The sequence below is a fragment of the Endozoicomonas sp. 8E genome (genome assembly GCF_032883915.1).
Classification (GTDB): domain Bacteria; phylum Pseudomonadota; class Gammaproteobacteria; order Pseudomonadales; family Endozoicomonadaceae; genus Endozoicomonas_A.
In genome coordinates, this window is sequence record NZ_CP120717.1 from 2,125,966 (window position 1) to 2,141,220 (window position 15,255).

Below are 15,255 nucleotides of genomic sequence, written 5' to 3' on the forward strand. Positions count from 1 at the left end.
TTTTAAAATCGCTCATGGCTGTTATTCGCTCATGGCTGTTCCGGTAAACTAAAATGTTCACCAGTATCACGGTGGTTTGCTGAGGTTGCCGATGGAAAGCTTGATTGAGGGGCATTACTCTTATCATGACTGTGAACTTTCTGATCACCATCCTTTTGCAACTCATAGAGAGCACCCAGAGTGTAGGAGTAAGGAATACTTTCTGCATGGGAAAATGACCATTTAGGCACATTTTCCCTGAAATATTTCTCCCAGCTATTCTCAAACAGTTTTATGGTGCGATCACGGCGTTCGCGGAACTGCAGATAATTTTCGTGTCGAGTCCAGCCATACATTCTGTTGCTGGCTTTAACACGGTTTGCATACGCTTCATCGGTTTCATTGAAGCGTTGAGGCGAGTCAATAGCGGTACGTTTCACATATTCATCTTGCGTTTCACCCAAGCCTGTCCAGCGATGCATCTTGTCAAGGCCTCGGCCCAGGGGGCCACCCAGCCATTGAGTGAGTATCTTGTTGTCGTTTATAAAGAAGTCGAAAGTGAGACTCGACGCCAGAGCGAATCCGAAGGTTTGAGCATAGGTTAATCCGAATATAAGTCCATGGACGTATGATCCGACAGTGGCTATCGGACCCAGCACGAGACCGCCTGTGGCTGAGGCCAGCGTTTTCACTTTTTGCGGTGTCACCCGCTGCAGCAGCGGTACCTGAACCCCTTGTCCGGAACCCATGGATCTCAGTATTTCGGGCACCAGGCGGGAAATGCTGAGATACCTGTGGGGATTGGCGTTGTACTGTCTGGCAAACAATATTGAACCAGTTCTTAGCAGAATGACTGAAGCAGCGGCCTTACCCAATGGCATGGCCAGACCGCCCACTTCAGAGACCTGTTCAATTCCGCTGTGGAAGGCGTATTGGTCGGTCCGGTCAAGATCAACACCGAAGCGTTCCAACCAGTGCTGGAAAGGTGTGAGCATCCGGTGCAGGTAATCGCCCCTGTTGGTCAGATCCAGAAGATAGAGGAACGACATGTTCGAGAGGGACAGCCCGGCAGCCTGCCGGGCAGTATGGGTTACCAGTAGCGGTTTGTAGCTGGTGTAGTACCAGGTGACAGCCTGTACCAGAAAGGCTGAAGGTTTAATCCAGTAGTCCGATAGCTGTTGCTCAACCGCTACGGCACGAGCCTGCATCAATGTGTCATGGATAATCTTGGGCAGGTCTGATTCAGACAGGCCAGCAGCATTGGCATAGGGTGTCAGGGTATTATGAACACTGGTCAGGAATGCCAGTGTCTTACGACCATTTTCAAAGGCAATATCGTCAAGAGCATAGTTGGCGATGACAGCAGCCGCATACTCCTTCATGCCGTCAACAGACTCTTTCATACCTTCCGGACCGGTTGTTGTAACAGTTACAGGAGAAAAGGTGCTCTGTATGAATTCCTCAGCACCGCTGTCGGACAGCATCCGGACAACGGCCTTGAAGCGAGATACATCGATGCCGTGTTTGTAACGTCCTTCATGCAGCAAAGTTATGATCTTGCTGCCAATAGCAGAATGGGTAGCAAAGTATTTTGAGAAGGTTTTCAGATTCCCGGGGTCACATTCGAAGAAGCGAAAGGCTGCTAATTCTGCCAGGTCTATTGCAGCTTCCGGGGCTTGTTTCTTGAGAGCCAGTTCCCGGATCAGTTGCCCGATCTCGCCGGCAGCACCATCCTCACTGTCTGGTTGTACCTGTTTGTTTCTCTGGGCGTTAACCCGTCGTTCATTGGTGTCAGCAGGTGCGGGTTTGAGACCCACGACTTTTTCCAATGCTCTTATAGCAGTGGCTAGCTCACGATCAAGAACGTATCCTGGTTTCGGGCCCGGACGAGATATTTGCCTGTCAAGATCATTCTCGATGGCTGTAATGCGCTCAATAGCAAGTGCCGCTGCCGGTGCACCTTTTCTGGTCCCGGTGTAAGCGTCCTCCTCATCGAGCTGGGCATTCGCTGTCTGAAGTTTGTGAATCAGGCTTTCTTGTTGAGCGTTCACTGTCTTAAGTTTCTGAAGCAGGCGTTCTTTTTGTGCGTCAACATCATCATTGCCATCAAAATCCTGAATGTTCAAATGTGCGGCAATAGCTATATAGCGAGCTTTGATTGCAGCTTCTTTATCAGGCTGTCCTGTTGCGTCAAATGTTGCGGCCACCGCCTGGTTGATTTCATGAATTTTTTTTCTGATGAGTCTCGATTGCTCTTCCGGTGGCTGGGTATCATCCCAGTTATCAATACCAAGCTCTGCTGCCAGTTCAGTGTTGCGAGTGTTTGTGGCTTTAGCTCTGGCATCACGAACTCGTTTTTCCAGCTCCGGGACTCGCTTGTTATCCTGCTTAAGCTGATTTATCGAGTTTTTCGTCTCTTTCAACACCTGACGAAGCTCTTTAAGCTCATCCTCAGCCTGCTGTATGAGTTGCTCTACCCTCGGCTTTATCTCACTACTGGCAGTGGCTATTGTCGTTTTGCGATGCAATGTTTCGACCAGCTCGACTAGCTCAACGAGTTCAGCCTCTCTTACCAGCAGCCCTTCCAGTTCGCTTTCCATCCCAAGCATCTGCCCGGCAAGGTCGCCAATAACTTTGGAAGCAAAGCTTTCGTCTCCGGCAGAAGAATCGCCAGACACTTTGTTGATGATGGGTATCAGTTTATGAATATCCTGAACAAAATATCGGTTAGCGAGAAGGTCTTTAAGCGCGGGTTTGAAGCCGAAGTGTTTTACGAGTTGAGTATGCATCCAGGTTGGCGTGATGACCGAAGAAACGACTCTGACGTGTCCTGTAGTGAATTCAAATTCATCTGCTCCATCTGGAGCAGCACTGCTCAATGCCTGCTGAAAAGCTTCATAGTATGCAAGCGCCACCAGTTTCTCTTCATATGATCGTGTCGCCAGTCCATCTTCGTTAAGTCCGGTGTTGTGCTGTGCAGCTAACTCCTCCAGCAGTACCATCTGTCTGCTTCGAATGACGTACTGGTAGGTTTTGACCTTGTCTGCTTTGACTTTTGCAGTGCCTTCGGGAACGGGGGGATAGCCGTTAAATTCTTCCAGAAGAGGGTAGAGAACATCTTGCACAAAGACGACATCGGACGGATGCTGTTTCTGGCCACGGAAAAAAATAATCTCCTCCGCAGTCTCAGTCACTTCCAGTATTGGATAACCAGCAGGTACAGGATAAGCCTGTGTCTCACCATCGACGTGTACAACATAGCCAACGGGTTTAAGGTATGACAGCAGATCAGTCAGGGCTTTCTGTTGCAAGTTTTCTTCCAGAACATGGACCTGGGTATAAGCCAGGGTGGCTGCTGTGAAAAGAGCTTCATCATTGACAAAGAGCGTTTGACCCAGACTTTGCAATCCAGGAGGCGGATCGCCTGCTGCGATGAGACGCATAAAGGTGCGCCCGTTCACCTCCACTTCATCTGCTTCAATGGTGGCAAGGGCTGCATAGTGATTATTTGCGCCAAGATTTCCTGCTCTTGTGTGGGCAGCGTTCAGCACTCGGACCAGTTGTTTGGGACTGGCCACTTTCGTCAACGGTTGTAATGATTGGATGCCATCTAACTGAGCACGAACAGCTTCAATTGACGCCTGATGGGTCATTGCTTCTCTGACTTCAATGACCAGTTTGTTGTCTTCAAGGTTATGGGTGAACTTGAATACCCCCTCGTTACCGACCTTGAGGACTTTGGTATACTTCTGAGCAGCGTCATTTTCGTCGGTTTCAAACAGGTCAACACTGGAAACCCCACCTTCGATACCAGAAAGAACGCCTGTGAAGTCTTCAGAAGGAGCCTCATAGCCCGCTCTGGCTTCAGCCTGAGCAGGATAGGTGGTTGTAAAGGACTTGAGTATTGGCAGCGAGTCATCGTCTAACGTTGGTTTAACTATGGCTTCACGCTGAGTAAACTCCACAGGTTCATTGCCCGGAATATAGACAAATTTTGTCTGAAGCCTGCGATCGGGCAGTGCGTCTGTGCCAATGATGGAAGAGCTGATTGCAATGGCCACTGCAAGGCTTAGTGCATTGGAGCGGGCATTTGTCATTTTACTACCTCAAAGCTGAGTACTTTTATTTATTGCGAGGAAAAGTGATTTTCGCTCCCGGCGAGGAAGCAATTTTCAAAGGCTTATGGCTGTCAATCGCTCATGGCTGTCAATCGCTCATGGCTGTTCCGGTAAGCTGTTGAATGAATTTAGTTCACACTGGCAAAGTCCAATGCCAGTAAAATTGAGTGTTTTTTCAGGGATGGAATGCATTCATACTTTCTAACAGGCTTCAATCAATAGCCTGATCTGAAAGAAACCATTACGTATTCCTTTATTCTGGTTTCATTTGTATGACTATGAAGGGGCTATTCACTGGTTTCTGATATCAAAGTTCGTCATGGGTATTCTTATCTTCCAGATCGAACTTCTTAACCTCAAGACCAGCCATTGCTGCTTTCACGGCTGTGGGGATGGTGGTTGATTTGGTTTGAGGGTTATGTCTCTTGTCATCACTCTTTTGCCAATCGTAGGGGGTTCCCAGAGTGTAGGAGTAAGGAATACTTTCTGCATGGGAAAACGACCATTTAGGCACATTTTTCCGGAAGTATTTCTCCCAACCATTCTCAAATAGTTTCATGGTGCGATCACGGCGTTCACGGAACTGCAGGTAATTTTCGTGTCGAGTCCAGCCATGTATCATGTCATTTGTTTCAACACGATCTGTATAGGCTCCATCGGCTTCACTGAAGCGTTGAGGCGAAGCAGTATCGGTACGCATCACATATTCATCGTCCGTTTCACCTGCGCCTAGCCAGCGATTAATCCTGTCAAGGCTACGGCCCAGAGGTCCACCCAGCCATTGAGTGAGCATCTTGTTGTTGTTCATAAAGAAGTCGAAAGTAAGACCCGACGCCAGAGCAAATCCAAAGGTTTGAGCATAAGTGAATCCAGATATAAGGCCATGGGCGTATGCTCCGAAAGTGGTTACCGGACCCAGCACCAGACCGGCTGTGCTCGAGGCCAGAGTTTTCACTTTTTGCGGTGTCGCTCTGTGCAGCAAGGGTACCTGAACCCCTTGCCCGGAACCCATGGATTTCACTATTTCGGGCATCAGGCGTGAAATGCTGCGATACCTGTGTGGGTTGGCGTTGTGCTGTCTGGCAAATAGCATAGAGCCGGTTTGCAGCAGAATGACTGATGACGCGGCCTTACCCAACGGCATGACCATCCCGCCCACCTCAGAGACTTGTTCAATTCCGCCGTGGTAGGCATATTGCCCGGTTCGGTCAAGATCAACACCGTAGCCTTCCAACCAGTGCTGGAAAGGTATGAGCATCCGGTGCAGGTAATCACCCCTGTTGGTCAGATCCAGAAGATAGAGAAACGACATGTTCGAGAGGGATAGTACGCCAGCCTGCCGGGCGGTAAGGGTTGTCAACAGGGGTTTGTAGCTGGAGTAGTACCAGGTAACAGCCTGTACAAGAAAGGCTGAAGGTTTAACCCAGTAATTATTTAGCTGCTGCTCAACTGCTGCGGCATCGGCCTGCATCAATGTACCATGGATAGTCTTGATCAGGTCTGATTCAGACAGTCCAGCGGTATTGGCATAAGGTGTCAGAGTTTCCTGAATATTGGTCAGGAATGCTGCCGTCCTGCGGCCATTTTCAAAGGCAATATCGTCAAGAACGTAGTTGGCAATGACAGCAGCTGCGTACTCTTTCATGCCGACAACAGACTCTTTCATACCCGCCGGGTCAGTTGCAGCCACTGGAGTAAGAGCACTTTTTATGAATTTCTCAACACCCCTGTCGGACAACATCCGGACAGCAGCTTCGAAGTCAGTCAACTCGACACCGTGTTTGTAGCCAAGGAAGTGTTTAAATTCATCCATTGTCTGATAACCATCAATTCCTCTGACGGCTTTGATGTAGTTCTCAAGTTCAACCTTGCTGATCAGACCTTCATGCAGCAGAGTCATGATCTTGTTACCGCTGGCAGAACAGGAAGCGAAGTATTCTGAGAAGCTTTTCAGGTCCTCTGGTTTATGCTCGATATAGTGGATGGCAGTTTTGCCCATGCCGTGAATTGCTTCGTCGTATTGTCGAGGCCCTTTCTTTATCTCATTCCTGGCCTTTTGCACCAGGGTCTGGACTTTTTCCAGGGCATTCTGAGACTGATCTTCTAGAGACCCGAGAGGAGGCCCCGGGAAGCTCGTTTTCAGACGCCTGAAGACGTCCACAATTCGGCTGGCCTGAGCAAACGTCAGGTCGTCTCCGGCCATTGACTGCAAGCGAATGGGTGCAAATTCATCGTCAAAATCGAAACTCAAAAGGCAGGGTATTGCTTTACCACTTTCTACTGCTGATTGTGCCAGACCCATTGCAGCTTCCAGAGCTTGTTTCTTGAGAGAGTGCTGCTGCATGAATGAGTGGATCGCGTCCAGAACTTTTACCTGTTCCTGAATCTTTTGATTGGCAGTCGCCAGCTCATTTTCAGCTTCCTGTATTACCTGCCTGGCTCTGGCTACCTTAAGATCAAGAACATATTGGGGGTCAGGTTCCAGACGGGCGATTTGTCTGTCAAGCTCATTCTCAATGGCTGCGATACGCTCATCAACATCAGGTTGACCCGCAACTAAAACCTCTCCTTCCAGCTCGCGAAGTTTTAGTTGAATCAGAATGTTCTGGTAGAGGGCAGTGTCATCTTCTTCACAATCCTTAATGTTGAGTTGACGAGCAATTTTATTGTCTCTATCTCTGAAAACATCATTGTCATGAAACTCTTTTGCTTCTTCCCTTAATGCCTGAATTTTGCCTCTCAGAGCTTCCTTCTGTTCATCCAGACTGGTATCTTTTTTTAATTCCAGTTTCAGATCTTCGGCCAGTTTGGCAATGAAATCCTTGCCTCTTTCCTGAGCAGCCGAGTTTTCGCTACTGTCGATGTTCAGCTGTTTCTCTATAGCATCCAGAATCGCACTCTGTTCGCCTATGGCTCGCTCATTCGCCTCTTCGACATGAAAGGTGAGACAGCCTTGAAGCTCCCTGACTATTTCTCCCTTTATTTCGTACGCAGCTTCTCTCCAGAGGCAATTACCCAGACCTTCCAGCGTTGTTTCGGTGAGATCATCGCTGTTAAGTGTGCTGCGAATTCTGGCAAGTCTCTCTGCTTTGTCATCTCCTTCACTGACTTTGATGTTGAGTGATTCTCCTACGGATTCCAGTATCTCCAGGGCCTCTTCCTCTGCCTTCTGTCTGAGTTCTTTAATGTTTTTCTGAATGGCCTCAGAAAGGGCGCGACGAAGATAATGCAGATCATCCCTGTTATCGAGGTCGTCCAGCTTCAGAGCTATTTCCACAGCAGTCAGTTTCCGAAGTGCTTCAGACCTGGCTTTGGGGTGGCCTGATGTTCTGATCTCTTCCAGCTCTTTTTTCAAGTCTGCAAGATGGCAGGCCACGCTGTGTATTGTTTTGTCCAGGGCGTTGTGGTCCTCTTCTACGCTGTCTTCATTCAGTTTAATTTCAAAAATCTCTGCCAGATTATTTTGCCTGGCCTCGGGGACAGAATCCTCAGAATCCTCTTGGTCTTGCATTGTCTCGATTTTGTGAAGCAGGGCATCAAGCAGGGCATCTTGTTGAGCGCCCATTGTCTTAATTTCCTGAAGCATGAGTTGTTTTTGATCATTCATTGCCTCAATTTTTTGCAGCAGGCGTTCATGTTGAGCGTCAATATCTGCATCACCATCAAAGTCTTCAATGTTTAAATGTGCGGCAATGGTTGCATAGCGGGCTTTGGTTTCAGCTTCTTTTTCAGTATCTGTTCTGCTGGCCTGTTGCTGAGAGTGTTGTTGATCGACCTGAACTGCCTGCTGCCTGAGGTGCTGCTGAATGGCCTGATGAATGGTCTGATGACGGGCTTCCATATCATCTTCGTTTTTTGGAACCAGGCCCAACTGACCTTCAACAATAGCCATTTTCTCCCGAAATACCTCATGGGTCTGGTCTTCGTAGTGTCGCAGATGGTTTTGAATGAATTGAAAGCGGATACCCGGATCCTTTTCATTGATTTGAAAAATACCGAGCTGGTGTTCTATGGCCGCCAGTGATTCTTCCAGAGGATCTCCTTCAGGTTTTCTTTTTGGGTGGATTCGCGCGATCATCAACTTGGAGATTCCATCAGAATTTATTTTGATGAGTCTGAGCTGGTCTTCTGGTATCAGGGTGTCATCCTGGTTATCAATACCAGACTTCTCCGCCAGTCTGGTGTTGTAAGCTTCTCTGTCTTCTATGTTACTAACAAATCTTTGCTGATGTTTCTGTTGCCGGATTTTATAACCTTCTATATGGGCACGATGATCTGCAAGCAGATCCTCAACTTTCTGATAGAGTCGTTGTACTAAAGGTTTCTGCTTATCACTGACATTGGGAGTATCGGTTGCGCGCTTTAACTGACGTTTAATCTGGGCCAGTTCGTCTTCTCTTACCTTCATCTTTTCCAGCTTGCTCTCCATAATCTGCCTGGAAATGTCGTCCTTGACTTTGGAGGCAAAGTGTCCGGGCTCACGAGAAGCGCCAAAGAAATTGCCAGCCATATTTTTGATAACGGGTATAAAAACGTGAACTATATGAATAAAATACTCGTCACTCAGAAGCACTCTGAGTGCGGGGTTGAAGCTGAAGTGTTTTACGAGTTGGTTGTGTATCCGGGCTACCAAGATGACTGAGGCAGCGGCTTTGACGTGTGGTGCTGTGAGTTCAAATTCATCTGCTCCATCCGGAGCGGCACTGGTTAATGCCTGCTGAAGAGATTCATAGTTAGCGAGCGTCTCCAGTTTATCTACGTATGCAAGTATCGGCAGAGCCTCTTCGTTAAGTTCAGTGTTGTGCAATGCAGCTAACTCCTCCAACACTGCCATCTGTCTGCTTCGAATGACATACTGGTAGCTTCTGACCTTGTCTATTTTAACCTTTGCTGTTGCTTCGGGGGCATTGCCGAGAACATCTTCCCAAGGATGATAGAGGCTTTGCACAAAAGCGTGATCGGCCGGATTCTGCTTCTGACCACGGAAAACAATCCTGTCCTCGCTGGCTTCAGTCACTTCCAGTTTTGGGTAGTCAGAAGGGACAGGATAAGTCTGTGCGTTATCTTCGACGTGTACAACATAGCCGACGGGTTTCTGGTATGACAACAGATTATTGAGCGCTTCCTGTTGTAATTTTTCCCCCAGAACATGAACCTGGGTATAGGCCGAGGCGGCGGCTGCTAAAAGTATCTCATCATTGACAAAGAGTGATTGCCCCAGACGTTTCATTTCAGGGAGCTGATCTTCGGAAGCGATAAGACGCATGAAGGTGCGCCCGTTCACCATAACTTCGTCTACTTCAATGGTGACGAGGTTAACAAAGTTATCAGCTTCGCCAAGGTTTCCTGCCCTTTCATTCGCACCTTTCAGCAATCCGGCCAATTGTTCGGGGTTGGCGACTTTCGTTAACGATTCTAATGGCTGGGTGTCACCTGATTGAGCACGAACAGCCCCAATGGCATCCTGGTGGGTCATGCCGTCTCTGACTTCAATAACCAGTGCCTTTTCTGCAAGGCTATGGGTGAACTTGAAGATGCCCTCGTTACCTACCTTCAGGATTTTGGTGTATTTTTGAGCAACGCCGTCATCGTCTGTTTCAAACTGGTCAACCGTGGAAACACCGCCATCAATGCCAGAAAGAACATCTGTGAAACCATCAGAAGGAACGTTATAGCCCGCCCTGGCTTGAGCCTGATCAGGGTAGGTGGTTGTACAGGATTTGGGTATTGGTTGCTGGTCACGACCTAAAGTTGGCTGCACCACGACCTCACCCTGAGTAAACTCCACTTGTCCACTGCCCGGAATATCGATCGATTTTGTCTGCAGCCTGCGATCGACCATCGCCTGTGTTCCAGTGATGAAAGAGCTGATCGCAAAGGCCACTGCATAGCTTAAGGCGTTAGGGCGGGCATTTGTCATTCCGCTACCTCAGCGCGGAGTAAAAAGCTTGTTTGCAGGGACATTTTTTTCATCATGACCGTGAACATTCTTACCATCGCCCTGTTGTGATTCGAAGAAGGTTCCCAGAGTGTAGGAGTAAGGAATACTTTCTGCATGGGAGAACGACCATTTAGGCACATTTTCCCTGAAGTATTTCTCCCAGCTATTATCAAACATCTTCATGGTGCGATCACGGCGGTCACGGAATTGCAGATAATTTTCGTGTCGCGTCCAGCCATACATCCTTTTGCCAGCTTTAACACGCTTTGCATAGGCTTCATCGGTTTCATTAAAGTGCTGAGGCGAAGCAATAGCCGTACGTTTCACATATTTATCCTGGGTTTCCCCAGCGCCCAGCCAGCGATTAATCCTGTCAAGGCTACGACCCAGAGGTCCACCCAGCCATTGAGTGAGCATCTTGTTGTCGTTCATAAAAAAGTCGAAAGTGAGACTCGACGCCAGAGTAAATCCGAAGGTTTGAGCATAAGTGAATCCAGATATAAGTCCATGGGCGTATGCTCCGACAGTGGCTACCGGACCCAGCACCAGACCGGCTGTAGCCGAGGCCAGAGTTTTTACTTTTTGTGGTGTCGCCCGGTGCAGCAGCGGCACCTGAAGCCCTTGTCCGGAACCCATGGACTTCACTATTTCCGGCACCAGACGAAAAATACTCCGGTACATGTACGGGTTGGCGTTGTACTGCCTGGCAAACAACATGGAGCCGGTTCTCAGTAGAATGACTGAGGAAGCAGCTTTACCCAATGGCATCGCCAGTCCGCCCACTTCAGAGACTTGTTCAATTCTGCTGTGATGGGCATATTGTTCGGTTCGGTCAAGATCAACACCGAAGCGTTCCAACCAGTGCTGGAAAGGTGTGAGCATCCGGTGCAGGTAATCACCCCTGTTGGTCAGATCCAGAAGATAGAGGAATGATATGTTCGAGAGGGATTGCTCGGCAGCCTGCCAGGTGGTGTGAGTCGCCAGCAGGGGTTTGTAGTAGGAGAAGTACCAGGTAAAAGCCTGTAGCAGAGAGGCTGAAGGTTTGACCCAGAACTCATTCAGCTGGTGCTCAACCGCTGCGGCATGAGCCTGCATCAAGGTGCTATTAATAGCCTTGATCAGGTCTGATTCAGATAGGCCGATAGCATTGGCATAAGGAGTCAGGGTATCCTGAACATTGGTCAGAAAGGCTGCCGTCCTGCGGCCATTTTCAAAGGCAATATCGTCAAGAATATAGTTGGCAATGATCGCGGCAGCGTACTCTTTCATGCTGGCAACCGACTCTTTCATTCCTGCCGGGGCAGTGGCAGTCACGGTCACAGGAGTAAAGGCACTCTGCATGAACTCATCAACGCCTTCATCGGACAGCATCCGGACAACGGCTTTGAAGCGAGGCACATTGATGCCATGTTTGTAGCCCAGGAAGTGTTCGAATTCACCCACTGTCTGATAACCACCGACATCTTTGGCGGCCTTTATGTAGTTCTCAAGCTCAATCTTGCTGATCAGCCCTTCACGCAGCAGAGCTATAATTTTGTTACCACTGGCAGAATGGCTAGCGAAGTATTCCGAGAAGTCTTTCAGGTCTCCTGATTCATGTTCGACGAAGTGAATGGCTGTTTCGCCCATGCCGTTAATGACCTCGTCGTATTGTTGAGCCCCACTTCCTACCTCACTCCTGACCCTGTGCGCCAGACTCTGGACTTCTTCCATGATATTTGGCTCAGAGGGGGAGAGCGGGAAACTCCTCTTCAGGCTCTTGAAAACTCCCACAATCCGACTGGCCTGATTAAACGTCAGGTCTTTTCCAACCAGCGCCTGCAAGCGAATAGGGGCGAACTCATCGTCAAAATCGAAAGTGCCAAGACAGGGTATGACCTTTCCACTTTTTACCGCAGATGCTGCCAGACCTGTTGCGGCTTCCAAAGCTTGTTTCTTGAGAGAGTGCTGCTTTATGAAGTCGTGCATGTCGGTCAGAACTTTTACCTGTCCCGGGGTGTACTGGAAGGGGCCGCCGTCATTTTTGACGGCTCTCCCTGCCGCTCTGAGCACTTCTTTCATTCTCTCAATCTCAGCTTCTTTGGTTTCAATCTCACTTTCCAGGCGGTCCTGTTCCTGAATCAGTTGCTGAATCCTGCCGCCATTGCCATCATTCCCACCCAGCTCCAGTTGTTTGTTTCTCAGGGCATCAACCCGGTCATCATAGTTGGCAGTAGAATCTGGTTTAAGACCCACAGCTTCTTCAATGGCTTTAAGACTCGCTTCATGATCCTCCAGAGCCTTTTGTGCTTCTGATTTCAGCGTTTTTTTCTGCTCCAGGACTAAGTCCAGCTCAGCTCTCTCGTCCTCAAGTGAGGTTTTAATTTTCGGATCGATGTCTTTGGAATGGTTAATGTCCTGATTTTTTCTATTCAGAGCCTCTTGTGCTTGTTTTTCTCGAAACTGTGCATGAGCCAATTCCATTTCTCTGAATTCGTGCTCATGCAGGTATTTCCTAACCTGAGTGTACTTTCTTCTGGTTTCAGGCAGTTCGCCTATTGCAAAATCGACTTCATCCCGACCATAAGAGGCAATATAGTTTCTGACAGCATTCATGTAATCCTCTTCTGACATGTTTTCAGGGTCACTCTCAAAAGGGGGTCTCAGATCTTTGATGGCAGCACTCAGTTTCTTAAAGGTTTCAACTCGTCTATCGGTATCGTCCCTGTTTCTTTTCAGAAAACGTTTAATGCCGTCTATCAGGTCTTCAGGGGTTTGATTATCACCCTGAGTCAGACCCAACCCGGTCTGAATTTTTTTCATTGCCTGATTGTGAGTCGTGGTATCTCTGACCTTGTCAGGGTGAACCTCAGTAGAGTGTGCCAATAACAGTTGTTTACCGTGAACAGCATCCAGTTTGTGATGAAGTTCCTTCAGCGCACTTTCAGCTTCTTCTATGTCTCCTCTGGCTCTGGCAGCCTCAGAATCAGGAACGTATTCCGGTTTAGGTCCCAGGCGAGCCAATTGCCTGTCAAGTCCGGTTCGAACCCTCTCGAGTCTTGCTGTCTTGTCATCACCTTCATTGACTTTGATCTCGAGTACTTTTTCGAGGGTTTCCAGTATATTCAGTGCCCGACGGTCTTTTAATTTGCTATCTTCATCCAGTTTAAAATCAGGAACCGCAGTCTGGGCATCTCGTCTGAGTTTGACGAAAGTTGCTTCTTTAGTAACTCGAGTATTCAGTGTCGCCTGTTCAGGTTCTTCCTGAGGCTGTCCTGTTGCAGCAACCGCTTTGTGTATGCCATTAATTTTCTCCAGGAGGCGTCTGGCATGCTCATCCAGTGATCGGGTATCACTCCAGTCATCTTTACCAAGTGCTACTGCCAGTTCAGCGTTGTAAAGACTTCTGGCAAAAAGAACTTCCTTTTCCAGCTCAGGAATTCGCCCGATTTTCTGAATAATTGTGTTTTGCAGGCTTTGCTGATCTTCCAGCTGCACTAGAAGCTTTGCAACTTTACCCTTAATGATCTGAAGGAGTCGTTGCACTTCCAGTTTTATCTCATCACCGGTATTGGCTATTTCCGGTGCGCGCTGCAACCTGTATTCAAGCTGCAAGAGTTCGACTGCCTCTTTCTGAAGAAGCTCTTGCAGGTCGCTGTCCCGTTCAGTCAGCTGTCTGGCCAGGTTGTCCTTGAATTTGACAGCAAACTGTTCATCGTCGTGTAAGTCGTCAGTCTCTAATTTGATGACAGTGGGTATATGATTAAGAATATTCTCAACAGCATGCTGGCTAGTCAGAAGGTCTCTAAGTACAGGGTTGAAGCTGAAGCGTTTTAAGAGTTGGGCCTTCATCCAGGTTGGCGTGATGAGTGACGAAGCAGCTCTAATGTGGTCTGCTGTGAACGCAAACTGAAATGCTTCATCCGGGGCAGCACTGCTCAGCGCCTGCTGCAGAGATTCATACTTTGCCAGTGCAAGCGCCGTCTCTTTATCTTCGTGCGCAAGCGTCGTTTGATCTTCGTTCACTCCAGCATTGTGCCGTGCAACAAACTCCTCCAGCAGCGTCAGCTGCCTGCTTCGAATGAACTGCAGGTACTTTTTGACATTGGATTTTATAACAAGAACTGATACTGGATTAGCGGGGCTATGAGCCTCTGCTTCTTTGAGGTTAAGAAGGTTTTCTACAAAAGCGACATCGGCTGGATTCGGATTATGGCCACGGAAAATAATGATATCCCCAGCACTCTGAGTCACTTCAAGTTTTGGATAACCCGAAGGCACAGGATAAACCAGCGTGTCATCATCGGCGTGTACAACATAGCCAACGGGTTTGTTGTGTTCCAACAGTTCATTGAGAGCCCTCTGTTGTATATCTCCTCCCAGAACGTGAACCTGAATATAGGCTGAAGTGGCAGCCGTCAGCAGAGCCCCATCATTGACAAAGAGCGATTGGCCCAGGCGCCTGAGCCCGGGAGGCTGAGCACCCCCTGAAATAAGGCGCATGAATGTACGCCCATTCACTGCAATTTGTTTTACTTTAATGGTGGCAAGGGCGACGTAGTGATCGCCTGAACCCAGGCTTCCTGCCCTGTCATCGGCACACCACAGCACTGAATACAGTTCTTCGGTGCTGGCTAGTTTCGTTGACGGTTCCAATGGTTGGCCGCTGGATAATCCAGCACGAACAGAGTTAACTGAATCCTTATCGGTCATTCCTGTCCTGACTTCAATGAACAGTTCCTCTGCGTTAAGGCTATGGGTAAACCTGAAGACTCCCTCATCACCCACCTTCAGGACTTTGGTGTATTTCTGAGCAACGTCATTCTCGCCTGTCTCAAACTGATCGACAATGGAAACGCCTCTATCAAAATAAAAAGAAAGGCCGCCAAATGAGCTTTTTGAAGGACAAGTATGGCCCTCCCTGAACTCAACCCGAGGAGTGTAGGTGGTTGTAAAGGATTTAGGTATTGGCTGCTGGTCAAGACCTAAAGTTGGCCTAACCTCCACCTCACTCTGGATAAGCTCCGCATGTTCATTGTCTTGAATGTCGACAGGTTTTATCTGCAGCCTGCGACTGGCCAGTGCCTCTGTGGCAATGATGGAAGAGCTGATTACAAGGGCCACAGCAAGGCTCAATACTTTGGGGCGAGCATTTGTCATTCTACTACCTCAGAGCTGAGTACTTTTTATTACCGTGAAAAGTGATGACCACACCAGGCGAGGAAGCAACTTTTGATC

Annotated in this window: 3 protein-coding genes; all 3 read right to left on the bottom strand. The window is 48.5% G+C overall.

Annotated features, from left to right (window positions below; translation table 11 throughout):
- Positions 1-29: 29 nt before the first annotated feature.
- The 3 genes from P6910_RS07805 to P6910_RS07815 all read right to left on the bottom strand — a co-directional run bounded on the left by P6910_RS07805 (position 30) and on the right by P6910_RS07815 (position 15,177).
- Positions 30-4,076, bottom strand: a complete 4,047-nt coding sequence (locus P6910_RS07805) for a hypothetical protein (protein ID WP_317145704.1) — start codon at positions 4,074-4,076, stop codon at positions 30-32.
- 328 nt (positions 4,077-4,404) lie between these two features.
- Entirely contained in the window at positions 4,405-10,017 is a 5,613-nt protein-coding gene (locus tag P6910_RS07810; RefSeq protein WP_317145705.1) for a hypothetical protein, read from the bottom strand.
- 9 nt (positions 10,018-10,026) lie between these two features.
- Positions 10,027-15,177, bottom strand: coding sequence for a hypothetical protein (locus P6910_RS07815; protein WP_317145706.1), 5,151 nt, complete (start codon positions 15,175-15,177; stop codon positions 10,027-10,029).
- Between the last annotated feature and the right edge of the window lie 78 nt (positions 15,178-15,255).

What these genes read in the sequence shown, in the direction of transcription:
- P6910_RS07805 (WP_317145704.1), bottom strand. Translation starts at nt 4,076, where the DNA reads ATGACAAATGCCCGCTCCAATGCACTAAGCCTTGCAGTGGCCATTGCA.
- P6910_RS07810 (WP_317145705.1), bottom strand. Translation starts at nt 10,017, where the DNA reads ATGACAAATGCCCGCCCTAACGCCTTAAGCTATGCAGTGGCCTTTGCG.
- P6910_RS07815 (WP_317145706.1), bottom strand. Translation starts at nt 15,177, where the DNA reads ATGACAAATGCTCGCCCCAAAGTATTGAGCCTTGCTGTGGCCCTTGTA.